The sequence below is a fragment of the Luminiphilus sp. nBUS_07 genome (assembly GCF_051201685.1).
Classification (GTDB): domain Bacteria; phylum Pseudomonadota; class Gammaproteobacteria; order Pseudomonadales; family Halieaceae; genus Luminiphilus.
Genome location: NZ_CP179213.1, coordinates 1,562,924 through 1,588,543 on the forward strand (window position 1 = coordinate 1,562,924; position 25,620 = coordinate 1,588,543).

At 52.9% G+C, this 25,620-nt stretch carries 24 protein-coding genes; 11 read left to right on the forward strand and 13 right to left on the reverse strand.

All coding sequences use genetic code 11. The annotated features are described in order from the left end of the window. The first annotated feature begins 214 nt into the window (after nt 1-214). Both ACMAZB_RS06885 and ACMAZB_RS06890 read left to right on the forward strand, forming a co-directional pair. Nucleotides 215-1,429 carry an acyl-CoA dehydrogenase family protein gene (locus ACMAZB_RS06885; protein WP_435219928.1) on the forward strand — a complete coding sequence of 405 codons (1,215 nt, stop codon included), beginning with the start codon at nt 215-217 and terminating at the stop codon, nt 1,427-1,429. Continuing rightward, complete coding sequence (locus ACMAZB_RS06890; protein ID WP_435219929.1) at nt 1,426-2,529, forward strand: acyl-CoA dehydrogenase family protein; 1,104 nt, start codon at nt 1,426-1,428, stop codon at nt 2,527-2,529. The genes ACMAZB_RS06885 and ACMAZB_RS06890 overlap by 4 nt, the downstream gene beginning before the upstream one ends. Nucleotides 2,530-2,607: 78 nt before the next feature. Here the strand turns inward: ACMAZB_RS06890 and ACMAZB_RS06895 are convergent, their stop codons facing one another. Beyond that, nucleotides 2,608-3,612 (reverse strand): Rieske 2Fe-2S domain-containing protein, encoded by a 1,005-nt coding sequence (locus ACMAZB_RS06895; RefSeq protein WP_435215586.1) that lies wholly within the window; start codon nt 3,610-3,612, stop codon nt 2,608-2,610. Nucleotides 3,613-3,885: 273 nt separating this feature from the next. Here ACMAZB_RS06895 and ACMAZB_RS06900 point away from each other — a divergent pair, with 273 nt between their 5' ends. Continuing rightward, nucleotides 3,886-5,571, forward strand: coding sequence for a class I adenylate-forming enzyme family protein (locus ACMAZB_RS06900; RefSeq protein WP_435219930.1), 1,686 nt, complete (start codon nt 3,886-3,888; stop codon nt 5,569-5,571). A 58-nt stretch (nt 5,572-5,629) separates the two neighbouring features. Here ACMAZB_RS06900 and ACMAZB_RS06905 read toward each other — a convergent pair whose 3' ends face one another. From ACMAZB_RS06905 to ACMAZB_RS06915, 3 genes are all read right to left on the reverse strand, one after another. Then, nucleotides 5,630-6,406, reverse strand: a complete 777-nt coding sequence (locus tag ACMAZB_RS06905) for an SDR family NAD(P)-dependent oxidoreductase (RefSeq protein WP_435219931.1) — start codon at nt 6,404-6,406, stop codon at nt 5,630-5,632. Between the two features lie 142 nt (nt 6,407-6,548). Further along, on the reverse strand, nt 6,549-9,242 hold the full coding sequence (locus ACMAZB_RS06910; protein ID WP_435219932.1) for a TonB-dependent receptor: 2,694 nt from the start codon (nt 9,240-9,242) through the stop codon (nt 6,549-6,551). Nucleotides 9,243-9,451: 209 nt separating this feature from the next. Continuing rightward, the gene (locus ACMAZB_RS06915) at nt 9,452-10,195 is read right to left on the reverse strand and encodes an SDR family oxidoreductase (RefSeq protein WP_435219933.1); all 744 of its coding nucleotides are present in this window, start codon (nt 10,193-10,195) and stop codon (nt 9,452-9,454) included. Nucleotides 10,196-10,349: 154 nt separating this feature from the next. On the opposite strand from ACMAZB_RS06915, the gene ACMAZB_RS06920 reads away from it, so the two are divergent. Both ACMAZB_RS06920 and ACMAZB_RS06925 read left to right on the forward strand, forming a co-directional pair. After that, nucleotides 10,350-11,129, forward strand: a complete 780-nt coding sequence (locus ACMAZB_RS06920; protein ID WP_435219934.1) for an SDR family oxidoreductase — start codon at nt 10,350-10,352, stop codon at nt 11,127-11,129. 11 nt (nt 11,130-11,140) lie between these two features. Next, nucleotides 11,141-11,620: an SRPBCC domain-containing protein gene (locus ACMAZB_RS06925; RefSeq protein ID WP_435219935.1), complete on the forward strand. Its 480-nt coding sequence runs from the start codon at nt 11,141-11,143 to the stop codon at nt 11,618-11,620. A 35-nt stretch (nt 11,621-11,655) separates the two neighbouring features. On the opposite strand, the gene ACMAZB_RS06930 is transcribed toward ACMAZB_RS06925, so the two are convergent. From ACMAZB_RS06930 to ACMAZB_RS06965, 8 genes are all read right to left on the reverse strand, one after another. Next, the gene (locus ACMAZB_RS06930; protein WP_435219936.1) at nt 11,656-12,807 is read right to left on the reverse strand and encodes a sulfotransferase; all 1,152 of its coding nucleotides are present in this window, start codon (nt 12,805-12,807) and stop codon (nt 11,656-11,658) included. Continuing rightward, nucleotides 12,807-13,934 carry a DUF1214 domain-containing protein gene (locus tag ACMAZB_RS06935; protein WP_435219937.1) on the reverse strand — a complete coding sequence of 376 codons (1,128 nt, stop codon included), beginning with the start codon at nt 13,932-13,934 and terminating at the stop codon, nt 12,807-12,809. The genes ACMAZB_RS06930 and ACMAZB_RS06935 overlap by 1 nt, the downstream gene beginning before the upstream one ends. Next, nucleotides 13,931-14,440, reverse strand: coding sequence for a nuclear transport factor 2 family protein (locus ACMAZB_RS06940; protein ID WP_435219938.1), 510 nt, complete (start codon nt 14,438-14,440; stop codon nt 13,931-13,933). The genes ACMAZB_RS06935 and ACMAZB_RS06940 overlap by 4 nt, the downstream gene beginning before the upstream one ends. Before the next feature lie 15 nt (nt 14,441-14,455). Next, nucleotides 14,456-15,238: an acetoacetate decarboxylase family protein gene (locus tag ACMAZB_RS06945; RefSeq protein WP_435215605.1), complete on the reverse strand. Its 783-nt coding sequence runs from the start codon at nt 15,236-15,238 to the stop codon at nt 14,456-14,458. 26 nt (nt 15,239-15,264) lie between these two features. Further along, complete coding sequence (locus ACMAZB_RS06950; RefSeq protein WP_435215607.1) at nt 15,265-16,149, reverse strand: SDR family NAD(P)-dependent oxidoreductase; 885 nt, start codon at nt 16,147-16,149, stop codon at nt 15,265-15,267. Continuing rightward, nucleotides 16,146-17,111: a Rieske 2Fe-2S domain-containing protein gene (locus tag ACMAZB_RS06955; RefSeq protein WP_435219939.1), complete on the reverse strand. Its 966-nt coding sequence runs from the start codon at nt 17,109-17,111 to the stop codon at nt 16,146-16,148. The genes ACMAZB_RS06950 and ACMAZB_RS06955 overlap by 4 nt, the downstream gene beginning before the upstream one ends. A 35-nt stretch (nt 17,112-17,146) precedes the next feature. Beyond that, a complete protein-coding gene (locus tag ACMAZB_RS06960; protein WP_435219940.1) occupies nt 17,147-18,364 on the reverse strand; it encodes an amidohydrolase family protein in 1,218 nt (405 codons plus the stop codon). A 202-nt stretch (nt 18,365-18,566) separates the two neighbouring features. Continuing rightward, nucleotides 18,567-19,202, reverse strand: a complete 636-nt coding sequence (locus ACMAZB_RS06965; protein WP_435219941.1) for a hypothetical protein — start codon at nt 19,200-19,202, stop codon at nt 18,567-18,569. 247 nt (nt 19,203-19,449) lie between these two features. Here ACMAZB_RS06965 and ACMAZB_RS06970 point away from each other — a divergent pair, with 247 nt between their 5' ends. Next, on the forward strand, nt 19,450-20,721 hold the full coding sequence (locus tag ACMAZB_RS06970; RefSeq protein WP_435219942.1) for a cytochrome P450: 1,272 nt from the start codon (nt 19,450-19,452) through the stop codon (nt 20,719-20,721). Between the two features lie 32 nt (nt 20,722-20,753). Continuing rightward, a complete protein-coding gene (locus ACMAZB_RS06975; RefSeq protein WP_435219943.1) occupies nt 20,754-21,524 on the forward strand; it encodes an SDR family NAD(P)-dependent oxidoreductase in 771 nt (256 codons plus the stop codon). Nucleotides 21,525-21,725: 201 nt separating this feature from the next. On the opposite strand, the gene ACMAZB_RS06980 is transcribed toward ACMAZB_RS06975, so the two are convergent. After that, a complete protein-coding gene (locus tag ACMAZB_RS06980) occupies nt 21,726-22,154 on the reverse strand; it encodes a pilin (protein WP_435219944.1) in 429 nt (142 codons plus the stop codon). Between the two features lie 409 nt (nt 22,155-22,563). On the opposite strand from ACMAZB_RS06980, the gene ACMAZB_RS06985 reads away from it, so the two are divergent. The 4 genes from ACMAZB_RS06985 (at nt 22,564) to ACMAZB_RS07000 (ending at nt 25,519) form a co-directional block, all read left to right on the forward strand. Next, a complete protein-coding gene (locus ACMAZB_RS06985; protein WP_435219945.1) occupies nt 22,564-22,728 on the forward strand; it encodes a hypothetical protein in 165 nt (54 codons plus the stop codon). Between the two features lie 157 nt (nt 22,729-22,885). Continuing rightward, nucleotides 22,886-23,686, forward strand: a complete 801-nt coding sequence (locus tag ACMAZB_RS06990) for a tyrosine-protein phosphatase (protein ID WP_435219946.1) — start codon at nt 22,886-22,888, stop codon at nt 23,684-23,686. A 153-nt stretch (nt 23,687-23,839) separates the two neighbouring features. Continuing rightward, the gene (locus ACMAZB_RS06995; protein WP_435219947.1) at nt 23,840-25,081 is read left to right on the forward strand and encodes an NADH:flavin oxidoreductase; all 1,242 of its coding nucleotides are present in this window, start codon (nt 23,840-23,842) and stop codon (nt 25,079-25,081) included. Between the two features lie 3 nt (nt 25,082-25,084). Further along, on the forward strand, nt 25,085-25,519 hold the full coding sequence (locus tag ACMAZB_RS07000; protein ID WP_435219948.1) for an SRPBCC domain-containing protein: 435 nt from the start codon (nt 25,085-25,087) through the stop codon (nt 25,517-25,519). The last annotated feature ends 101 nt before the right edge of the window (nt 25,520-25,620 follow it).

Genomic DNA, 25,620 nt, shown 5'->3' on the forward strand with positions numbered 1-25,620 from the left:
CTTTCTTTCCAAGCTAAGCCTGAGTTTCTAGCAGGTGTGACCAGGATTGCATTCTCACTCAAGTAAGGTAAATGCAAAGCGCAGGCTGGGTCAAAATTTGCCGACTAAGGGTTCTAAACAAAAAGGACGATGACATCATGTGATTGTGAGGTAAGCATGTGCTGTCATTCCCCTTAGGGGGGCGCCGAAATTTCCTCAGGAGCTAACAGACTTTATGGAAGGTTCAGATGCACTGATTGCTTTTCGAGAAGAGGTGAACGCCTGGCTGAAACTCTGTTGTCCTCTCTCTCAGCGGCGGCCAATTGTTCAGAAGGAGCAGATATGGGGTGGTCGACAGCGGTACTTTCATAGCGATGATGCACGCATCTGGTTTGAAGCGGCCAGAGATCGTGGTTTTACGGCACCCGAATGGCCGGTGCGTTACGGCGGAGCAGGTTTAAGTGTTACTGAGGCCTCAATATTGCGGGAAGAAATGCAGGCTTTGGGCTGCCGTCCGCCACTGTATGACCAAGGCCTCTGGATGCTGGGTCCTACATTGTTAGTGTTTGGGAGCGAGGCCCAAAAACAACAGCATTTGCCCGCAATCTGCCGTGGTGAGATTCGCTGGGCTCAGGGGTACTCAGAGCCCGCCGCGGGTTCAGACCTGGCTAACCTGCAGACGAAAGCAGAGGATGATGGCGACTTTTTTAGGGTTAATGGCTCAAAGATTTGGACAACAAAGGCTGACGAGGCGGATTGGATCTTTTGCCTTGTGCGAACAGACGACTCAGGCCCCAAGCAGCAGGGCATAAGCTTTCTTCTCATTGACCTTGCAACCCCCGGTGTCTCGGTTTCCCCGATACCGTTAATCAGTGGTGAATCAGATTTTTGTCAGACATTTTTTGATGATGTGCTTGTCCCAAAAGCCAATCTTGTCGGTGAGCTACACGGTGGCTGGGCTGTTGCCAAGGAGGTGCTTCGTCACGAAAGGCAGCTGATGTCTTCCTTCGAAAGTATGGCGGAAAAACCCAAAGTGAATATTGTTGAGCTGGCGACTCAGCGCATGAAAAGACAAGATGATGGTGCTATTTCTAACTTAGATGTGCGGGTTAGCTTAGCCCGTCACCTGATGCGTGATCGCGCGGTGAAACAGCTAGGAGAGCGGATAGAACAACAGGGGAGAGCACGCTGTGGCGACCCCGGCTTGCCACTTCTTATGAAATATTTGAGCACCCGAGAGATTCAACAAAAGAATGAAATAAAATTGAAAATCTTGGGTTATCGGGGGTTGTCTCTTAGCGCGCCGGATGACCCGGACGGCTGCGATTCGATGGTCAAGCAATGGGCGTTTGATAAGGCGTTGACCATCGCCGGTGGTACTTCAGAGATACAGCTCAATATCATTGCCAAACGCGGGCTCGGGCTGCCTTCGGGTGGGTCTTCAGAATGATTTTGAACTCAGAGCAAGAATCCTTCAGGGCCAGCGTTGGCAGTTTTCTCGCTGCCAAATTGCCGATCTCGGCACTGCGAACCCTTCGGGGTAAGCCTGTAGCGACGGCTTATGACCGCGACCTCTGGGGACAGTTAGCAATGTTGGGCGTAAGCAGCATAACAGTGCCGGCTGCCTCGGGAGGCGCTGAGTTTGGTTGGCTGGCATTGGGAGCCGTCGCACAGGAGATAGGGCGGCGATTATCCCCTACACCGCTGCTTTCTAGTGTGGTACTTGCTCAAGGTGCTTTGATTCAATGTGCAAGCCCCGCCCAAGTTGCGCGGTATTTGCCGGCACTACTCAATGGCGATGAGGTCTGGGCTGTGGCCTTCGAAGAGGAAGCGCATTTTTCGCCTGACCGTCTACAAACCGCCATGACGCCTCAGGGGCTCTGCGGCAGTAAGGGTATGGTTCTCGATGGGGCCGCGGCAGATCGGCTGCTGGTTACTGCGCTTAATGAGAGTGGGCAGTGGGGTCTACTACTGGTTGATTCCGATACTCCTGGTATCAACCAGCAGGCATCCCGACTTATGGACGGCCGCCAGTACGTTGCTTTTGAGTTTTCTGAGGTTTCTGAGTCGGCCTGTGAGTGGGTTGCTGGACCTGCGTCTGAGAGTGGTTGGGCTCGTGTGCTGAATCAAGCGATGGCAATTTTAGCGGCTGAAATGCTGGGGAGCGCAAGAGAATTGTGTGAGCGGACGATCGAGCACTTAAAGGAACGTGAGCAGTTCGATGTCAAAATAGGAAGCTTTCAAGCTTTGCAACATCGAGCCGCTCATATGTATAGCGAATTGGAATTAAGCCAAGCTGCTGTCGATGCGGCACTCGTTGCTTTTGATTCGGAAGGGGTAGATCAATGTGCAATGGCCAGCGCGGCTAAAGCACTTGCTAACGATTGTTTTCAGTTAATCAGTGATGAATCTGTGCAAATGCATGGCGGCATGGGGGTCACTGATGAGCTTGATATTGGGCTGTTTTTAAAGCGTTCTCGAGTCTGCAATCAGTTGCTTGGAGACACCCACTGGCACCACCTTCGTTACGCCAACCGCTTAGGGTTTTAATGTCCATACTGTGGGCACGTAAGCCGTGAGGTGTCCGGTGCAGCTGTATTGGCAGTGGGCAGTAGCCTGTGGGGCTTTTTACTGCGCCTCCACAAGAAACTGACTGTACCAACGCCGATATTTGGCAAAGGGCCCATCGCCGTCACAAAGCAAGGGGCGTTCAAAATATAGCTTACGTTGCCAAATAATTTGATCCTCCTCCATCTGCTGACAGATATTGGCGATTATGGCTTTTCCCACGCTGTTACCCAGAGTTTCGGCAGTGGCCTTGGGCTGGATGAACGCGTACATGGCATGACTAATTTCACGCTCTACTGGCGTAATATTGGCGAGCAAAATCGTGTCGTAAATACCGCTGAAGCGAACGATTGATAACCCCGCCCCGTAACTTCGAGTTTCGATTGCACCATCAACGACCCCTCGGGGAGTCGGCTGGCGAGTGATAAATTTTGCATGTCGCTTGTAGCCATCAAAGGACTGAATTTCAGCCTCCGGTAGCTCTGATGTGCCGTGTACGTAGTGAAAGTGAGCGCCATCGACACCGTTCTCACCGATCTCCTGCATGTGAGAGTGAATCTCCCATTCATGGCGATCGAATCCGGTCCAGTCTGCGTTATTAGCCAGAGTTTCTTCGATAGGTTCAGGCTCCCAGGTGGGCGCCTCTTTATCGGGGTGATACCAGACAAGTATCTGTTGGTTAATTTCCCTAACTTCCCATGCCCCCAGAATATTTTCGCCCTTGGCGACCCTTGGAGGCAGGTTCTTGGCATAGGGGATGTGAGTGCATTGGCCCTCGCCATTCCACTGCCAGCCATGAAATGGGCATTCTAGACTTTCACCCACAACTCGGGGGCCTTTGCCCGCGTTGTCACGAATTCCGTACCCCAAGTGGGCGCCCATATGGGGGCAGTAGGCATCAACTACACGGGCCACACCGCTCTCTGTTCGAAAAGCGACTAGCTCTTGTTCAAAGTAGCGCAGGGGCACCGCGTCACCGATCTCAAGATCGCTAGAGTATAAAACTTGAAACCACCCCACAGGCATGGGTAGAGGGCATCTTTGTGCGTCGCTCGCAATCATCATTCAAAGCACTCAATTTTGTAGGCTTGTGACTTCAGTCTACTAGAGCTCGGTTTTTAAAGATTACCTCAGATGGTCTAGACAGCTTGAGCAAGATTCTGAGGCAGTTTGAGTGTCTGATCAGTACACTCCGAGCACCGTCGAAGGTAATTTTCTGGCGATAGGTCTTGGGCCTCTTATAAGAATGGATTGTGCTTCAGCCATGAGATCACTGTTGGAAAAATCGATGAGCAGGCTCAACGTGTTGCTACATTCAAAAATTAATCGGAGGTTCGCGTGAAACATTTGATGAGGGAGCTCTCCAAAAAGGGCGAATTCTTCGAGACGGTGGCTATGGACTCTGCTGAGACTAATGCCGACCCTATGATGGTTTACCGCAACGCGCCGGAAACGTTACTTGACATCATAGAAGCCGCCAGAGCTCATGAAGATCAAGAATTTCTCGTTTATGGCAAGCGGCGCATTTCTTTTACGCAATTCTTTGCAGCCGTCGATAAGTTGGTCGCTTATTTACAATTTAAGGGGCTAAAGCCGGGCTTTCGTTTGGCTATTGCCATGCGGAATAACCCCGAGTGGCTGATCGCATTTGCTGCAGGTATCGTTTCGGGCGCGGTGGTTGTGCCCATTAATAGCTGGGGGAAGCGTGGTGAGCTGCTTCATGCTTTGGAAGATTGTGACCCCCACACTTTAGTGTGCGATAGCCCACGGGCGGCGCTGCTCAAGGATGCTTTGCCTACAGTGCATTTTATCGTCGCTGAGCCCGATTCAGACAGTCTTCGCGCCGAGGGCTGTCACCATACCGATTTTGCAACGGCGTTATGCCACGCCGGGCCGCGAAGCATTGCCACCCCCCAACCCGATGAGCTCGCCCTGATTCTTTATACCTCAGGCAGCACGGGCGCTCCGAAGGGTGCCATGCATAGCCACCGGGCTGCTACTCAAGCGATTTTTAACATGATGTTTACCGGTATGTTGTCGTTGTCAGTTGAGGGGCCGCGAGGTTTGCAGGGTGGGGCAGTGCAGGAAAAAACGCTGCTTACAGTGCCGCTGTTTCATGCAACTGGGCTACTGGGGTCATTTTTGTTGCCCTGTGTGACCGCACAGACAATTGTGATGTTAGAAAAATGGGATCCGCAAGCTGCGTTAAAGCTTATCGAAGAGGAGCGGATTACCTTATTCAGTAGCGTCCCCGCGTTGGTGAAAGAGCTTTTGAGCCAACCCAATCTTGGCGATTTTGATATTGGTAGCTTGCAGCGCGTCGCCTCGGGCGGGGCTGCGATGCCAGCGGATTTACCCGACCTAATTGCACAGCATGTCAGTAATCCCAGCCCGTCAGCGGGATACGGCATGACGGAAACTCTGACCGTTGGAAGTCAGGGCGCTGGGGCGGTCTTTGATGCCCAGCCAAAATCGGCGGGCGTACAGTCACCGATCATGGCCTTTAGAACGGTCTCAGAATTGGGTGAGGTTTTGGCTGTTGGTGATACGGGCGAGATAGAAATGCGAGGAGTAAGCTGCACTTTGGGTTATTGGCGGAACGTTGATGCCGATGCGGTGCTTTTTACCAATGACGGTTGGTTGCGTTCAGGTGATGTTGGTTATGTCGACGAGGACGGCTACGTTTTTATAACGGGGCGAATAAAGGATATTGTTATCCGAGGTGGCGAGAATGTATATCCCGGTGAAACAGAGCAGGCCTGTTACTCCCTAAAAAATATCGCAGAATGTGTAGTTTTTGGCGTGCCAGACGAACGACTCGGGGAGGAATTAGCGATGGTCATTTATCCGGGGCCAAACCAAGCTCTTTCTTCGGATCAAGTGCGAACTGGCCTGCAGCAGCTTCTGGCGGGTTACAAAATTCCCCGGTACATCAATATCCAGCATCAGCCTCTGCTCCGAGGGGCGACGGAGAAATTTGATAAGCGTGCAATTCGTAGTCAGTTTTTAAAGGGCCAACTTTGATTCATCAGCGGATAAATGGGGCGGTTGTGCCGTTTCCGGCCCAGCAACAATCGCTTCTTTAGAGCCCATAGCCGCCATCAACGGGGATCAATTGTCCGGTGGTATAGCCCGAGGCAGACGAGGCCAAAAAGAGTGCCATTTTTGCAACCTCTTTGGGGCTGCCAAAGCGCTGCAAGGGTAAATTTTGTTTGACCTGAGCTACCCATTGATCATCAAAAACGCCTTGCTCCCGCAGACGTAAGAATATGCCGGTTTCAATCACACCGATCGCGATACTGTTGGCTCTTATATTATGCTGACCTTCTTCTTTAGCGACGCCTTTAATGAGCTCCTCGATGGCGGCTTTTGGAGCCACTGAAAGAATATCTAGGGGAGGGTAGCGAAGTAGGCCCGCCGAACTGATGTGAACATAGCTTCCGCCACCGCCAGCTCGAAGATGGGGCAGCGTGGTGTAGATCGCATTGAACACGCCCTCTGCGTCGGCTCGCAGAACACGTTGCCATAACTCAGGGGTCAAATCGGCAATGCTCACTTGGGGGATGTCATACCCTGTGGCAATGAAAACTGAGTGCAATCGCCCGCGATCTACAATGTCATTGACGCAGCGATTAAGGCTCTCCACGTCTTGTAATGAGACTTGCGCCGTACTGACGATTCCGCCGCTGTTACGAATACCGTCTGCGATCTCCTCGGCTCTTTCACGATTGCTTTGATAGGTCATGCAAACCGGAATTTTCCGGCCCGCCACTTCCGCTACGATCGCGCTGCCTACACCACCGCTTCCGCCCAAGACCAGTGCTGTTCCCTCTGGGAAATTCAGGTTTTCTGTAGACATTGGCTTTACCTTTTATCGTTTATAAACAGTAGTTTAAGCGGCCTTCTATATTTAAAGTGTTAAAGTCATTTCAGGCCCTTACATCGTCAAGTTTTAGCGCAAAAAAAACCGCCCTAGGGCGGTTTTTAAGCTGTGCTCAGTGTTACATAGAGACCGAGATATCAACCCCGTAGGTGGCTGGGTTACCCCACTGGTGCACGGGTAATCCCAGATCTGCGCCCAAGTTGTAGCCGAAGGTGCGGTAGTCTTCATCGGTGATGTTTTGACCCCATGCTGAAACTCTGACCTCAGTGCCGCCGTCTGCTTCATAGGCCCAAGTCAGTCGAGTGTTAACCAGGGTTCGAGACTGGTTAACGGGCTGCTGGAAGTTGACCGGTATCTGAGGCTGCCCTGCTGCTGAATAGAGTGAAGTCGACGCCCCAATGCTTTGGGTCGCATCCTGATAGTTGCCGGATAGATTAAAGCTTACGACATGTTTACCCCTGCGCAGAACATCCCAGTCCAAAGCGAGGTATGCCGAGTTCTCTGGGGCTAGGCCTTCAGTCGGTGTAATAGTCAGGCCCAGGTAGGGAGGAAACGCGTCATAGCTGCCATCGATGTAGCTATAGTTACCCGTAAGCTGTAGTCGATCGGTGATCAACCAGGCTGCCTCGATCTCGAGGCCCTCACGACTCAGTTTGGCGGCGTTATCAATCTCGGTTGATAAGCCATTGGCATCACTTTTCACCGTACTGACCTGAACATCATCATAGTCGTAGCTGTACAGCGACGCATTTAGGCGGATTCGACCATCGGCCAGCACCGATTTAAAGCCAATTTCCATGCTTTCAATCGTTTCCTCGTCGAAGGCGTCACCCGTGCTGGTTACTCTGTTGTAGCTACCACCATTGAAGCCGCCTGCGCGGTAGCCCGTGGTGTAACTTGCATAGACATTAACGTTGTCAGTGAAATTATACTGCGCTACGAGGCGTCCACTGGTGTTATCGAATCTCTGCTTTTCCGACTGACCGTAGACGCCCGCAGTTTCAGGGATTGTGTCGAGGTCATCGAGAGACCAAACGTAGCCCGCGCCCAGATCTCGAGGTATGTTGATGACAACACCCTGCAGCGCTAAGGCGGCAGCCTCTTGAATGGCGGCAGAAACGTAACCACCAACGCCTCCCAGTGCGGCGTCACGCCACAGCCAGGTCATGTCTTTGTTTTCTTCGGTGTAGCGTAGGCCCGCGGTCAAAGCGAAGTTGCCGTCAGCGGGTCGCCAGGTGGCCTCGCCAAAAACGGACCAGGCGTCACCGCCGTTATCGAAGGAGCGTCCCTGAGAGCCATTGGCTAGCGGGAATGTGGCATTTTGGACGTTGCGGAAGCTGCCCTCGTCTTCCCAGTAGAAGAAGCCCCCTGCCCAGTCGAGGTTGCCACTAGAGCCCACGATCTGAAGTTCATGACTGTCCTGTTCATACTCATTTAGGGCATAAGTTGAGAACACTGGAGCGCTGCCGAATTCGTTAATGGTGTCGACCATCAGCAAGCCCAGCAGAACATTCTCCGTAGCGGCATCTGCGATCGGGAGTACAAACCCGGGTGCCAGCTCAATTTGCGAGGGTACTACGCCCCCCAAAAAGGATCCGCCGATGGTCTGTAGTACCAAGTCGTGCATAACGCCACCGTTGGTGCTGTTGTTCATGCCATCCAAGTCTTGAGAGGTGTAGGCGGAGACTTCGCGATGACCGTAGATGTACTTAATGTCGATGTTATCTGTCAGTTCAAACTGAGCCTTAAACGTATGAGCCTCAGTGCTCTGGCTGTTAAAGCTGTCGAAGTCACTGGACCCGGTTTCTGGGTTTTGGTTCACACCATCAAGAACCCCTTGGCCCCATGCAGCATAGTCAGCACTCCATTGGAGGTATTGGCCAACCTGTGGTGCGGGTAGGTTGGGCAGCACAAAGGCTTGAACAAAGCTGGCGATCCCGCCCACGGTTTGCAAACGTGAGTCGCTTTGAATGGGGACCGCCGTGAGGTCTCCGCCTGCACCGGCATAACCCGCCACCCCTGCGTACGTGGGGTTCAAGCCGCTAACAACACTGTGGTTGTCACGCTCATCTGAGACGTCATCATTGGTGTAGATGTAGTCAACCGACAGCCGGTCTGTAATGTCCCACTGAAGGGCCATGCGATAACCGCTTCGATCAGTGCTGTTGAAGCCGTCTTGGAATGGATTCGTGTTGTCCCAGAAGGCATCGCGGTCGCGCTGGTAATAAGAAGCAGCAACGCGGAGACTATCAGTGAGCGGGACGTCAATTCGACCCGATAAGTCACGTTGATTGTAGTTTCCCGCCGTCGCTCGTAAATCTACCGCCAGTTCATCGCTGGGAGCCTTTGAAACGAAGTTGATAGCACCTGCAATAGTGTTTCGACCGTACAGCGTGCCCTGAGGGCCTTTCAGTATTTCAATACGCTGGAGGTCGGTGATGTCCATGCCCGAGCCGACCACCTTGCCAATGTAGACACCATCGATGTAACGAGCGGTTCCAGGATCTACTGAGAGGTTAGGCGAACCATCGCCGATACCCCTGATGTTGAGGCCAACATCAGATGTAGTGCCAGGAGGCGCATAACCCTGCACGCCAGCGACCTGATCTACTAGGTCCATGGCGCTCTTGATACCTCTTGACTGTATCTCCTCAGAGCTGAGCACCTGAATCGATATGGGTGTCTCCTGCAAATTTGCCTCGCGACGTTCTGCAGTAACAATGACTTCCTCAAGCTGAGCGAAAGCACTCTCTGTAGAGAGGGCACAGACGACCGCCGTGGCGAGTAGGGACTTCTGGATGGATGGCTTCATGAAATCGACCTCTATTTTTAGTTTTTTGCGGGACATCGGCAATTTACACTATCGATGTCCTAATTGTGTCGCGGAACTGCTTTAAATGACATACAGCAAATGGACTATCAGGCGTTTAGTCCTATTTGCTCGCCCCCAATGCGTCTATTTGACTCAATTTGACGCTTTTCACAGCAATGGCGACGGTTTTGCTGCGGTTTTTCAATAAATTAGAAGTAGGGCACCTGAACGGTGGATGAGTTGTCGACCCTGATTTCTGCGCCATTGATATGTCGCGCGCCGTGAGAGGTCAAAAAGCAGATGACGTCGGCGACGGCTGCAGGTTCGCAGGCGAACTCCATGGCTCGGGCGCCCTTGTCGGGATCCATTTCAGGGAAATTCCCCTGCATGCGAGTAATCATGTCGGTGAAGATGCCGTCGGGATGCACTGAGTTACACCTGATGGGGAAGCCATTAGTCTGGCAGTAAACTGCCGTGCTGACGGTGAGATTTCGCACCGCGGCTTTGGTGGCACCGTAAGCTGCAAAGTGTGGGTATCCGCCTACGGCAGATGTTGACGACATGTTAACAATGGCCGCGGCCTCGCTTTTTTTCATCACTGGAAGCAGCGTTTTCATGCCGAGAAATATCGAGGTGCAGTTAACCTGCATGATGGTATTGAAGTCTTCTAGGGACTGCTCTTCGATGTGGTATGCCATAAGAATGGCGGCATTATTGACCAGTATATCGAGGTGGCCATATTCCTCTTCGAGCCAGCTCGCTAGAGACTGCCAGTCCGCTTCGCTTGCCACGTCGTGCTGTCGATAAATAACGCCCTCTGGAGGGGTGCCTTCAATAGCCCGAATATCGGTGCCAATAACAATGCAGCCTTCAGCCGCGAGTTTTTCCACCGTGGATTGGCCAACACCACCCGCAGCACCAGTAACTAACGCAACCCGTTGTTTCGTTTCCATATCCTGTGATCACTCCATTCGCTGAATTCCAGCATGGCAGGGCCGTATTATTCTGTCTATCTCCTAATGGCTGATGGTCTAGGCTTGCTAATTTGTGAGATGGTTGCTAATCAGTTTGCGCGTAGCGCATTGGGTTGGGTAGGGGATTTTTACAATGTTGTTGGCAGATAAAGTGATCGTTATTAGCGGGGTAGGACCAGGGCTCGGGAGAACTCTCGCTCTGGAGGCTGCGGCCGCGGGAGCGAAGGTTGTTTTAGGCGCGCGAAATCAAGAGTTTCTAGCGTCCGTTGTGTCGGATGTTGAAGCGAGTGGGGGTGCTGCTCTGGCGCAAAAAACTGACGTGACTTGTAAGGAGCAATGTCAGGCGCTGGTGACACTGGCTGTCGAAACTTTCGGCAAAGTCGATGGTTTGGTGAACAGCGCTTACGTCCACGGTGATTGGGCAGGGATGGACGCCGCTGACTCTGAAAAATTTGGCGATGTGTTTGATGTCGTCTGCCAGGGAGCGATTCGAATGGCGCAAGCGTGCTTGGACCCTATGCGTGCGGCTGGCGGCGGTTCTATTGTCAATATATCGACACTGTCCACGGTCAAGCCGTTTTCTGGAGAGGCGATGTATGCAGCGGCTAAAGGCGCCCTCAATGCGGCGACGCGGCATATGGCCAACGACTTCGGGCCAATGGGTATCCGAGTCAATGCCTTGCGTATGGGCTGGATCGGCGGAGCGCCAGTGTATGGCTATATTGATCAGCAGGTGGCTGCAGGGGCTGATCGTGAAGTGGTTATGGCGAGTATTACTGACCGAATTCCGCTGCGTGAAATTCCCCCAGAAGTCGATTGTGCCCGTGCCGTCATCATGTTTCTTTCAGATTATTCACGGGTTGTCTCGGGGGCGTCGGTAGACGTCAACGGTGGCGAATACATGGCACCTTAAGGAGGTTCGCAATGTCTGACGACGCGAGATTAGCTTTTGACCCTGAGGCCGTTGTTTGCTCTGAAAAAGTGCACATTGCTGCGCCACCGGAGAAGGTTTGGGACGTGCTGGTAAATTTCGACTGCTACCGCGAGTGGAATCCTTTTTGCGTTGAAGCAAAGGGGATCTTGGCAGTGGGAGAGCCGCTAACAATGAAGCTCAAGAACTATCTAATACCGGGCGATTACTTCGATAACGTGGAAACGATCTGCGAGGTCAGCCCGCCGCACTGCATCGCCTGGTCTGCCCCATGGCTTGATGCATGGCCTTACCCAGCCCGGCGCGATCAAATTATCGAAGCGGACGAGCATGGAGGTTGTGTTTATCACTCAACAGACGCCTTCTTGGGCCCCTATGGTATCCACGTGATGCGTTTCGCTGGACCATGGGTTAAGCGGGCATTTGACGATACCGCCTATGCGCTGAAGGCCTTTGTTGAAGGGTTGGACTAAACGGTTCGCCACTCTGTCTGTCTGCGCTTGATGTTTTAGCAATCAATATGGCGAGTGATATAGGGAGCAAACTGCGCGTTCAAGCGCTCGTTGTCTAAGCCAAATTCTTCGGCGGTGTAATGGTGCTCGGGTCGTGCCTCTCGCTGATTGAAAGTCCGCCAGCGTTGCATCGATTGGCGTGTCTGTTCGTTCAGCTCTAATCCGGCAAAAGCATAGAGCGTGCTCAAGACGGCTTCTGGTTCGCGGATCGAGTCTTGAAACTGGAGATCCAAATAGGGGGCCTCAGGGTGCAGGTCGCGATAGTGCTGCGTTGCGGCAAGGCCCTGCTGCCATTTTTTGACCCAGTGAGCTGCCATAGTTTGTTTGTTTAGGCTGTCGGTAAAGGGGGCGGCTAGCTCACACATCATGCTGGCATAAGAAGGCATGACCTCGCAGGGATGCCGGTGGGTTTGAATGACCACAGCATCGGGAAAGGTTTGGAAGAGTTGTTGTGGATAATGCAAATGGTGGGGCGTTTTAAGCAGCCAGCGAAGGCCTTGATTGCCTTTTTGCCGCTTTTGCCACTGCAAAAACTGCAGCATTTTATGCAGGTAGTTATAGCTCGCCGCGGGATCCTGCGTGTACAACGCTTCACCATACTCGGGGATGCAGGCGTAGCATTCGGGTACCGTACTGGTGAATGAGTGTTCCAGCAACATGATCTCCTCATCGGGAGCAACCGCATCAATAGGGTGAATCGCAGCAAGCCCGGGCATGGCAGCGAGCATAGCGTCTACTTCGGCCTTGGCTATCGCAATGCGGGCATCGTCCGATACGAAACTGGAATTCATAGGCGCCGGCTGCCGAACTTCATACCAAAGAGGTGCCATTAGGCTGTTGTCCGTGGCAATGGTTCTGTGAAGCAGCGTCGTACCGGTGCGCGGCAATCCTACGATAACGATAGGTGCGACGAGGGACTCCTCCGCAATTTCTGGATGCTTTTCTGTCCAGTCTTCAAGGGCTTTGCGGTTTTGTAATAGGCCTTGTAAGCGTGACTGGTGAAACGCCACGCCTGCCGTATTGAGATTGGCTTCTGTGTTGAGTGCGCCGACCAGTGCAGTGAGCGGCCTTATGAACTCCGTGTCCTCATAGCCGGTGCTTGGGGACAGCTTCAGCCCCTGCGCTAGTAGCTCGTCGACACTTAACATTAGATCGAGGGCGTCTCGAGTGCTTCGAGTTTTTCAATATCGCCCACAGGCAGGACCGTCACTTGCGGGTTGACACTAACTTCAGCCCCCACCCAGCGAAAGCACAATGTTCCTTCGCTATGGCCGGCGGTAGATAGCCAGTTGGCGCAACCCGGATCAGTGGCCGACAGTATAAGTGTGACGCTTCCGTTGTCATTCACGCTGGCTTGAGCCTGATTCAAGGACACCCAGTGGTAGCGGTAATCAAGGGATTCCATCCAGTAGTTATCGACTTGAATATTCCAAGTCTGACACGCCGGAATTGACGGGAGGGTGATAACCATGGCTTCTTCATTGTGCAGTTTAAAGTGCCCGTGATAATACAAAATGTTGGGGTCACCCCCGACCATTTGGCAAAAGGCCTGATCCCACAGCGGCAGCGTGTTGGGCTGCTGTGAGATTTTCTGGCTCCAATCGGCAAACATTCGCGTGGTGTTGCGATAGAAGGCTGTGGCCTTCTCGAAGTGCGCGATAGCCGTCATAAGCTCTAGGGCCTCGGGTGTTGCATGGCGGTCGAGTCGCTCGATGGTAATTTCCGCTGGCCTTTCTTGGTCCCGGTGTCGAAATGTTTGTCGTATGAGCAAAGATTCACTGTCTTCACTGACAGTCAGCCAGTTGCCCGCCTGCTGCGTCTGGCTGATGATGATCTCAAATGTGCCATCAGCTTCAACCGTCAGGGTGTTGCCGTCGAGGAAGCCTGTTTCTACCTGTGTGAAATTTTCAGCATAACTACCTCGGCTGGTAGCCATGCTGATGTAGTCAACGGTGCCGCGTGTGCCTCTCAGGCGATATTCGTAGCGGCCATCGATGACAGCCTTCTGATAAAGATTGTCGGGATTGTCTGCGCCCAGCTTGATGGTTTCATGGGCGGGGCGATAGAGCACGGGGAACGCGGGGTCATTGAACTCTACGTACCACTCCAAAGCGGCACGTGCCATCCGCGATAAATAGCGAAGGCCGTCGGCCTGGGTTTGCTCATCTTGTGGCACGCCGGGTTCAATCAGAAGGTCACCGGCCTCTTTCAGCGCATCACAAAATTGGTGCCAAGTTGCGCGAGTTCTCGATTCAGTGCTGGCGTCGATGCTCATCTGGCGGCGTTGCCTTCACCAACAAGTCCTGGCCCTGCACCAATCTGGGCAACGCTGAGGCCAGCATCAGAATTTTGTAGGTGAAGATTGGACATTAGGGTGTATTTCGACCGACGCATTTTCCAGCCAGTCTCTAGTTTGACGTATTGGTCTTCATAATAGCCGCTCATGAGCTGCACCTGCTTCAGGTGAGTCTCCAGTAATTGAAAGCGCATTCGCCACCGACCCTCGGCAGTGTTGGCATCTTTGATCGTGATCTCGGGAGCTAAGCCATGATGCATGTCAATGTGGGTGGGATGGCAGGCTAGAGATTCAAAAACGCCTATAAAAGCGGTCATATCTGTAAAGCGGCCAATAAAGCCAAAGTCGATTTCAAAGTTGTCTTCATCAAAGCAGGCGCGCATGCCCGCTGTGTCCCGCGTGTCACAGCAAAACCACCAGCGTGCCTTCAACTGCTTGATAGCCTCGATGTCCTCGAGGCATTGAATGCGCTGCTCTAATTCCAAACCCGGTGACCTCCGCTACTGCTGAGGCGGTGGCGCCCCGTTGACTCCTGGCCATCGAGAACCAGAAATTGTATCGGCAAAGGGTAGAAAGGCTTCGGGGTCTAGTGGTGCCGACAAAGTGACCGATCTATCGAGGAAAATAGGCCACCAGAGATAAGCGGACAGCTGTTCGCGCATAGGCAGCTTAGTACTGAGAGGATCCCAAGGGCTGTCTCGTAAGGTGAGCTTACCCTGCACTGATTCCTGCCAAGCAGTGCCATATTTGCTCTTTACATGAACGACATGGGGTGGGAAGTCATAGCCGGTGGCAGGGCCGCCAATACTGACTGCACGGGACACTTTGATCCACCACTCGTTTTGCTCCCACTCGGGTTGGGGCCCTGAAGATCCCTCACTCACACCCTCAAATTCCAAAAAGGTATAGCCTTGGTGGGTGCAGCGTGCTCGAACCATGGGCCCAATGCGGTGGTAATCGATTTCCGCGGGATATTTAGGCTGCCCGTTGGTTTCCTGGCTGATAAATATCGCGCTTTCCTGATCGATACCGTAGCCCAACGTATATTCGCCCTGAACTCCGTTGAAGTCTGCATTGACGGTAGTGACGATTCCGTACTCGGGTACATCCGGCACAGGGAAGTTGTAAACCGTCAAGTTGACGTTGGGCTCACTGCCTACGGTTATACCCGGAGGAAGCAGTGCTGCAATAGCCTCGGGATCAGTGCGGTAGTGTACTTTGAGCATGGGCCAGTTAATGATGTCACCAGGGTTGCCCTGAGGTGCTTGGGGAGTGTCGGTCATGGTCAGTCCTCTATTACTATTATTCGTTAGCCTACGGATTCGGGTATCGGCGTGGTTTTGCCAATAATCATATCGGCGCGCCGCCGAATCTTCGCTTCATTTTCTTCAGTTAATTCAAGGAGCCAGAAGTTACCCTCAGGTAAACCTTGCAGTGCCATTTCAGCGACCTCGTCAGGATGGGTCGTCTGCAGGTTGATTCCGTACTCTTCGGCCATTCGCTTCATGTCCTCAACAGAGTTAATACCGGTTTCATTACCGACAACGCCTTTATCAAATTCTTCTGGACGTACGCGGCCTGAGTTGAATAGACCGGTTTCTACGACGTGGGGGCCAGGGAAAAGCGCGCTTACCACCACAGGGAGACCGCCGGCTTGCACCTGATAGTGCAGATTCTCGGTAATGGTATGCACCGCGGCTTTGCTGGCTGTGTAAATAGGCACATCAGGTAGTACCGCGTAAGCGCCGTTCCCAGATCCGGTAATGACCAAGTGCGTTCTCTCTGCACGGCTTGCCAGATAGGGCATGAAAACGTTAATGCTGTTAACTACGCCCCACACGTTTACGTTAAAGCACCACTGCCAATCTTTTTCGGAGTAACCCCAAATGGGGCCGGCTTCACCCGCGCCAATTCCAGCGTTAGCAAACACGAAATCAACTTGGCCAAAAGTTTCAACAGCGCTATCGAGGACCGCTTGCAAGCTACTGGTTTGCGTGACGTCACAGTGGTCAACGCGATGGGGCACCCCCGCAGTCTCAAGGTCAGTGTCAATAATTGCCATGGCGTTCTTATCGACGTCGCCAACAACGACGTTGCTGCCTGCAGCGCCTAGGGCCATAGCGAGAGAGCGTCCCACGCCGCTGGCTCCACCCGTGATAATCGCAGTCTTGCCGGTAAAGTAATTAGCCGTCATTGGACACCCCGTTCACTGGTGGGTAGATAAAACTTGCGCACCCATTTTCTGAATAGAACGAGGGTTTCATCGCCCTTACAAAAAATGGGCTGCTTGCGGTGTACCTTATTTTTCCAAATGGGATAATCATCCTGCAGACCGTCAATAATGCCATTCATGACCTGGTCGCCTGCAAGGTCTGCAATCTCCTTGCGCACGGTTAGGGTCCAGCGTAATAGGGTCTCTTCTCGGCTATAGGGTTGGGCTGAGTTGTACACAATCATCTCAGCACCCGGGCCGTAACTGGTCAGCACGGTGGCGAGCCCCGGCTGAAACATCGTCGCGTGGAGCTGCCCGGGCATGCCACTCGCGTTCATCTCGGCGCGCAGGTGTACGGCACCGTCTTCTTCAACGGTGACTGACGAGGGCGGCGTTTCGCTTTGCTTGTGCACGTACTGAAAGTGCTCCGGATCGCAAGAATTCTCGGCAATGTCCTGTACGTGAGTAGGAACTAGGAATTCGACTTGCCGTGGCGCCGTCCAATTTTCATCATCGAGCTGATCTACCTTTGGCACCTGCCATTGAGGTTCTTCCCCGGTGGGGTGAAACCACATGTAGATTTCGCCATTGATCTCTGTAGCCGGCCAATTATTGACCTTGGCACGGGATGGAATGTCCTCGCAGTAGGGAATGTGCTCGCAGGCGCCGTCGCCACCGAACTGCCACCCATGGAAGGGGCATTGAATAGATTCTCCAACCACGCGGCCGTTAATGCCTAGGTTCGCCCCCAAGTGCGGACAGTAGGCATCGTGAACGCGCACGGCACCGGATCTTGTCCTGTAAAGAACCAATTCCCTGTCTAAAGCCGATACCGATTTCACTTCCCCAACCTGCAGCTCGTGACTGCGGGCTAGGGACCACCAACCCATTGGAAAGTCGGGTGCTGTATTAGTCTTTGAGTCACAAACTGCAATCAACTCCATGATGTGGTTCCCTCGCGCGTTGTTGTGTCGATTTATTATTTGTTAAAAATGCTGACCTGAGGACCAATTTCATCTGCAATTGAGCGTAGATAGCCTTCGTCCATGCCGTAGAACTCTGTGGCGTTACCGCCAAGAATTGCTTTGCCGTCGTCAACCGGGAATCCGGCAAAGGTCTTGGAAAAGTAGTCGGCAGTATTGGGCCAAGTGCCCTCCGGGTGAGGGAAATCGCTGCCCCACATAATCTGTTTCAAGCCAATTTGCTCCTTCAGATCGAGGTCGCGTCTGGGCACGCAAGAAGCGCCGATACCGCAGTTGCGCGCAAAATACTCACTCGGTGCCATAGAGAGATGTGACCGGAAGTCGCCCAGCTTGGCCGAGAAGTGTATGTCGGTGTAGTTATGGTCAAGTAGGCGCAGCCAGGAGGGAACCATGAACATGGTGCCGCCTTCGACAACCATTGCTTGTAGCTTTGGAAAACGCTCAAAAACGCCGCCCCAAAGCATGAAGGTTAAGGGCCTGAATAGCCAGAACATGACCTCTGACACATAACATCCCATGGCACCCGGAAGCGTTTCGCTGGAATCGACCATGGGGAATTCAGCGCCAAAGTATTCGTTGAGCGGGGCGGGTCCGGAGTGGAAGTGCACCACAATGCCCAAATCTTCGCAGACAGCCCAGAAAGGGTCGTATTTACGGTCATGATAGGCGGCATGCTCACCCCACATCGTTGGCAACATCACACCCTTGAGGCCGTTCTCATGACACCATCGTGCCGCTTCTACCGCTTGATCAACATCGAAAAGCAGCGGGATGGATGCCACTCCAAAGTGACGCTTTGGATCATTAGCAACGAGCTCTGAGAGCCAACGGTTGTGTGCCATTGCACCTGCCCACTGCAGTTCCGGCACGGCGTCTTTGGGCGATAGGCCCAGGCCTGCACCGAAGGGCGGCGTGTTCTGCTCAGTAATGCCGTCGGGGAAAATGACCTCAGCCGCGATGCCGTCATCTGCGAGCATTTTGCTGCGCTCTTTATAATCCCAAGCGCCGGTCAGCGCCTGTTTTATGGGGGCGCGCCATGCGTCATTGATATCTTTGATAAGAAACTGCGCCTCAGCCTTATCCATCATATCGACCTGAACATCCACCGCCATGTCGATGAAGTCATGGTATTTAGTTTCGACGTAGGGTTTGTACTCGCTGATCGGTAGACCAGCATGACAGTCGGTAGAAACAACCAGTAATCGTTCGCTCATCGTAATCTCTTCCTGATAGGTAATGACAAAAGTGAAGAAAACATAATGCTCTGGACCACACGCGACAACTGGGTCATCGACGATCGGTCTATCCTTGCCTGAGGGGAGTCTAGGCAAAGGGGCTGATTGAGCCACCCCAAGACTGACGCCTCCGTTGTATTTGACTTAATAAAATGCAGTACTCGGTAGGAGCTCAACCGGATCATGGGAGCTCTGCTTGGGTTTGTTGTTGCAATTCAATGCCACCGATCAGCCAGTGAATACTCTGCACGAAAACTGGAGGTGGAATTTTACCGTCGGGTGAACGCTCGTAAGCGTTGGCATCGGTGGATAGCAAGCTGGTTGGGTGATCCTTCGCGATTTCGGTTTCATCGTAGCGGTGAGACTGCATTTCAAGCTCTCCCAATGTCAGGCTCACGATAACGTGGACGAGAGATCGACAAACCGCCACCGCCGTTGCCTCAGTCAACCCTGCGGCGATCAGTGCAACAAGAAGGGGGCGGGTAAATTCGATGAGGGCAGGTCGGTTTTCCGTGCTCAAATGACGGGAGAGATTGGGGCGGTCTAAAATCGCTAATCTAAGCGCTCTCGCCCATGTGCCAATGGCCTCTTTCCAATCCAAGCTGGGGTCGAGCTGAGGGGTTTCCTTGACAAAATAATGGTTCAGTAGCGCTGAGATCAGCGCTTCTTGCTTGCCCATCTGCTGATATAGCGTTCGCGTGGAGCACTTTAACCGAGTTGCCAGCCGCCTAGCTGTCAAAGGTCCCGCGCCGGATTCCTCCATGGCGTCGAGGGCGACAGTAATAATCGTCTCTGTATCAACCAACGGGCGAGGCATGATCTGTCGTTGAGCTCCTAAAAATTTTACGGTGAATAATGGGGCCAACGCACATAGTAATACTGGACGTTTTAAAAAAACAATGTTTTCCTATTCTCATTCGGACGATATGCAACGGTAAAAAAACGCGACATCTTTGGCTCCAGCCGACGTTTGGCGCGTACAACTTAATCAAATGACACCCGCCCCAGAGCTTTACCAACAAATTGGGCAGGTGTCGGCTTGCCACAGGGAGTTAATGACCGGTATGGAAAACACACAAGCGCGCTGTCCCTTCACTCACCTGCTCGATCTAGATGCCTACCGAGAGGGCATGCCCTATCAGGTCCTTGCTGATATTCGCGAGCAGGGGAGCTTTGTGCACTTTGATGATCCCACGACAGGCGTCCCTTACTGGGCGGCGGTCAAACGCGACGCCCTTGATTTTGTCTCTCAAAACCCCAGCCTTTTCTCATCTCAAATTGAAGGCCCGTTTCCTATGGAACCCGAATCTGAGATGCAGCGGGAGACCATGCAGGTGATGTTGGATAACGCGTTCATAGCCATGGATCCGCCAAAGCATATGGCGCACCGCAGAGTCGTTCGGGACGCTTTCACCCCCAAAGCAGTGGCTGCTATGGAGCCTTGGCTGCGGCAGCAAGCGAAGGCTATTGTCGACCGGGTGGCAGCTGCAGGGTCCTGTGAATTCGTTGAAGAGGTTGCGGCGGAACTGCCCCTGATCGCAGTTTTAGAATTGATGGGAGTACCGCAAGAGGATCGAAAACAGTTTTTTGAGTGGACCAACATCATGGCGTTCGGTGATGACCCTGATATTGCCACTGGCCCTGATGAGGCCAATGCGGTCTCCTTTGAGGTCATTTTGTATGCCATGGAATTGGCAAAGAAGCAGCGCGAAGGTTTCACTGGCCCGGTAATTCAAGCCCTTTTGGAGGGTGAGGTCGATGGCGAGCCCATCAGTGATGAAATGTTTGCCTGGGTTTTTATTTTAATCATGGTGGGTGGCAACGAAAGTACTCGCACTGCTACCGCTCACGGCATGCGGCTGTTAATGGAGAACCCGGATCAGCTGCAGCACCTTGTTGATCATCCTGAGGATATACCTGACGCTATTGAAGAAATGTTGCGTTACAACACGGCGTTTATCGCGATGCGTCGAACGGCAACGCAGGATGTTGAATGGAACGGCTACTCATTTAAGCGCGGGGAAAAAATTGTGATGCACTACCATGCCGTAAACCACGATGAGGATGTTTTCGGCGACGACGCTATGCGTTTTGATATCCACCGGAAAAAGCGCATGCCGTCACTTAACCGAGAACTTAGGTCCTTTGGTATCGGTGAGCATTTTTGCCTCGGGATGAATTTAGCGCGGCTCGAGATGCGCATCATGTTTGAGGAAGTGATCCCCCGACTTCGTGATATCACCTTTAACGGCGAGGTCACTTATATGCGTTCTTTTATGATTAGCACCATCAAGTCAATGCCAGTGATTTTCACCCCAGAGGTCTCTGAGGGCTGAATACCGCGATCTTGCGGTCTAAGGGAGTTCCAATGTCTTTTTCGGGTCAGGTTGCAGTAATTACCGGTGGCGGTAGTGGCATGGGGCAGGCATGGGCGCGTCGCCTTGCTACAGCGGGTGCAACGGTTGCCATTTTAGACGTCAACGAAGCCGGTATGGCTGAAACCGCGGCGTCTGCTCCCAACATCAAACCCTATGCAGTAGACATTACAGATGCCGATGCAGTTGCCGGTGTATTTGCCGACATTGAGGGCAGTCTTGGGCCTGTAGATCGAGTAGCTAATGCGGCGGCAATCATGCCATTTGGTCGTTTACTTGAGGAAGATCCCAAGCTAACAACGCGAGTTATGACAATTAACTATGGCGGTCTCGTGAATGTGGCGACGGCGGCTTTACCCAGAATGATCGAGCGAGGGCGCGGCGATTTTGTGAGCTTTTCCTCCATGACCGGTATCGTTCCGGGACTGCTTATGGGTGCTTATGCTTCAAGCAAAGCGGCAGTGCAGTTTTATACTGAAATCCTCTATCACGAAAATCGTAACAGCGGACTGCGCTTTTGTTGCGTCTGCCCGCCGGCGGTGAAGACGGCCCTGTGGCAGCAAGCCGAGGCAACCGTTGTTCCAAAGCTGCCCTCTAAGGGCGAGACCCTGACGCCAGATGTGGTAATCGATGACATCGAACGCTGTCTCGATAAGGGGAAGCTTTTTGCCTATCCCGGTAAGCAAACACAGCTAGGCGTGGTCATGCGGCGATTGTTTCCCCAGCTGATTTGGCGAGTGTCCCACGACGCCGAGGGTTTTTAACCACGATTTACAGTCGATGTTTGAATTCTGATTGTCAGCGGGAGCTGCCGTGTGTTGCTTACCCTATAAATTCTTATGTCGCCCAGTCGATTAAAGGGGGTGCTCAGAGTGAGCGATGTGGGCGATTATCTTGTCAGTTTGGCAGGGCCTTACGTGTTGGAAACAACCCCGCTGGGTATCCCGCAGCGGGGTTTTGATCTTTTAACAGTAACCGGCAGCGCTGCAGGAGCCCGATGCTGCCCATGTTAGGGAGTTACCGCTCACTGTTGGTGTCAGTATGTAGGTTTCGCCGTTAAACCCGCCTGTCGAAACGGCCGTAGCGGTAATTACTGCGTCAGCAGCTATAGTGACGCTAGTGACAAGTGACCCCGTGGCAGCATCAGTAAGAACAGCGGTCCCTATTTGACTTCCATCTATTGCATCGCAATTATCCAAGTCTCCACCTTTGGTTTGAAAGCACAGATCGACCGCCGTTCTTACCGGTGTCACTGCAGCCACAACCTCAGAGAACTTGGCTTTTTTGGTGTAAGTTTGGTAAGCGGGCAGGGCGACAGCCGCCAATATGCCAATGATCGCAATCACGATCATCAGTTCGATAAGTGTAAAACCTTGTTGGGTGGACTTGTTCATTGGTGTAACTCCTTGTTTGGTTTTATGTGCGGCCCTTGTACTGCTAGAAGCCTCGCCCGCCACTGAAGTACGGGGTGTCAACGTGCCGCTGCACAAAGCGCGCCAACTCATACATTGTCGCCCAAAAAATATCTTTTTCCGCCCTGCTTTGGCCTAATTTGCGGAATTTTAGCTGATTGCTAATACAGTTTAGTCTCTAGAATCCGTGGGTGCTGCAAATGCTGCCCGCAGGCGACGCTGCAGATCTATGCAGCTTTTATTCAAAGGTGACATTTTGCGACACATTTGAACATTATGTGCGAAGGGGCGCTCGGCACTTTTAACCGCCGGGGTCAGGCAATCGGGGTTTATTGCGCTCGCTATAGCTGCTGCGATGACGCTCGCGATGGCTGTCTGGAAGGGTGGTGCTATGCAGCGAAGATTCGTTGCAAAAGACATTATCGTTGTGTTCTATGACGGGGCATTTTCACAGCAAAGGGCTGAGGTAACGGTTGTTCGCCCAACGCCTGTAAAAGTGGAAAACCTGATGCTTGACGCAGTTTTTGATGATACTCAGCGCTGCCTCGACAATTGAAAACTGTTCGCTTAGCTCGGCAATCAAACGCAACCGGGCGTGCTTATGCGGCGATTGTTTCTTCAGCTAAACCTGGCGGAATTCCCAGGATGCTGAAAAATTTTGATTGCTGGTTATAGTTCATGTTAAGGCGCTGATTGATAGAGGGAGTTACCGTTTGTTGTCGTCCACCGAAAGCCTGCCTCGTCAAATTCGATTTGACGGAGCGCACAATTTTAGAGATCTCGGCGGGTACCCACTCGGTTGTGGCGGTTCCTTTACACCGGGACGGATATACCGGTCTGATCACTTGGGCCGTTTGACCGATGCTGACCGACAAAGATTGTCCGCTTTGGGAATAGCAACCGTGGTCGATCTGCGCAGAGCTAGTGAACGGGCGGAAAACCCCGATCTCCTTATGGGTACCGGCATCAACGAAATTTGGTTGCCGGTGGAGGCTGAGGGTGCAGATGTCATTAATATTCGCCGTGAGGTTGAAGCGGGTAGGGTTGACGCACAGGCAGCGAGTGAATTTCTCATTGAAGCCAATCGGTTATTCGTGACCCGTTTTGCCCGGGTTTATAGCGAGTTCCTACACCTGCTCCTGCAGCCTCAAAGTTTACCTCTGGTATTCCACTGCTCTGCTGGGAAAGACCGCGCCGGCTATGCCGCTGCACTGACGCTGCTTGTTGCCGGCGCCTCGAAGCACCACGTAATGGCAGACTATTTGGCAACCAATCTTTGCAACCAGGCGCATCGCCGCGCTCTCATGGCTGGGCTGCCAGAAAGCGCAGGGGTGGAGACAACCCGTCAGGCACTCAATGTGTTGATGCAGGTTGAAGAGCGCTACCTCACTGCGGCCTTCACTGAGATTGATACGGGCTACTTGGACGCGAGTGACTACATGAGTCGAGCTTTGGGTTTTGATGCCGATAAGCAGGCACGGCTCAAGGCTCTGTTGACTCACTCTGGGATCTAAACGATCTTCCTTGAGCATCAACAGTAGTCAGCGGCTGTACTCGGCAGTTGCGGTGTTGCTAGTCACAATAGCCGTTGATTACCTGCAAAGGGACGATAGTCCGATGTCATCGTGTGGCTATACTAGAGCCACTTTAACAATGCAGGAGAGACCGTGGAACAGGCCATGCTCGCGAGAGCCTATACACCGCTGCGGTTAGGTCCGGTGACTTTGCCCAATCGTTTTATCAAAGCCGGAGCCAATGAAAATATGTCACTGCGGGGCATGCCGACCCGCGCCATGCTGAAACATCACGAGAGTATGGCGGCAGGGGGCGTGGGTATGACGACCATGGCGTATCTGTCAGTGAATAAGGTAGGGCGAACGCTGCCGGATCAAATTTGGTTGCACGACGGAGTGATTGGTGAGCTGCGAGCGGTAACTGATGCTGTGCACGCCAAGGGCGGCAAGATTGCCGCTCAATTAACCCACGGTGGTTCTTTCGTGACGGGGGTCTTTGTGCCCGGGCGTCTTCAAAGCTCTGTATCGGGCTTCAATCCTGCAGGCCTTCTCCGAGGCAATATCTTTCGTCGCGGAATGACCGAAGTCGACATGGAGCACATGGTTGAAGCTTTTGTCACTGCGGCTGAACACTGTGTGAGTGCGGGGTTCGATGCGGTCGAGATTCATATGGGGCACGGCTACCTGTTGAACCAGTTTTTGTCGCCCATGGACAACAACCGCAAAGATGCCTATGGCGGCAGTGCCGAGAACCGCGCACGCTTTCCAACAAGAGTTCTCGCAGCGGTAAAGCAGCGTGTGGGTCAGGATATTGCGGTGTTGGCTAAAATCAATGTTGCTGACGGCAGACGTCGGGGGGCCAACGTTGAAGATGCAATCATTACGGCCAAACTGCTTGAGGCAGCGGGTGCTGACATGCTCGTATTATCAGGCGGTCGTAATGTGGAGTCGGGCTGGTTCATGTTTGGCAGCAATATGAATCTTGAAGCTATGTATCGCGTTTTGGGTAAGTGGTCGCTCAGCGGTATGGCGATCGGCGCCACCGCGAAGTCTGCGCCCTCTATAGATTTCCGGGAGCTCTATTTTTGGGAGTATTCGAAAAAGATTCGCGAACAAGTGTCTCTTCCCTTGGCATATCTTGGGGGTGTGAAGTCAGCCGATAATGTGGCGCAGTGTATGGCGGCCGATTTTGAGGCGGTGGCACTCGCACGGGCGCTGCTCAGAGAGCCTGACCTGGTCAACAAGTGGGAGGTGCGTCCCGAGGAACCATCGCTATGTGACAACTGCAACAGTTGTGTGGCGTACATCTACCACCCGGGCGGGACGTGGTGCATACACCGGCCTGCAAATGTACTGGAAGATAATCAGCTTCTTGCCTCTTCAGGTGGAAGCTGAAAAATGCTGACGCTCAAGTTTGTGCGCAGTATTAAAGCGGATCTCCCAACGGCTTGGCAGGTTATCGTCGATTTTCCTGCTTATAAAGAATGGAACCCCTTTGTGACACGGTGTTCGGCTGAGCTGCAACCCGGAACCCCCATTGTTATGCAGGTAAACATGGGTCCATTTGAGCTTGAGCAGACCGAGCAGGTGACGCAAGTCGAGCATGAGAAACTGTTTGAGTACCGCATGCGACCGGTAGGCCGCTGGCTGTACAGCAAGCGGCAGCATCGGCTGGAAGCTGTCGGTACAAGAGAGATTCGTTATACCTCCTATTTTGAACTTCGTGGCTGGTTATCGCCCATTGTCACGCTTCTAATGGGGTTCTTTCTGTGGCGGGGTTTTCGGCGGATGACGAACGCGGTGAAAACTCGAGCGGAGGCACTGGCCCCCTGAGGTTTTAGGATGTTTGGGCAACTAGGCTCGAATAAGGGCAAGATGTTTTTTTCGCCGATAAGGGGCACGTTGTTGACAGTGCGCACTGGTCAAGGCATTGC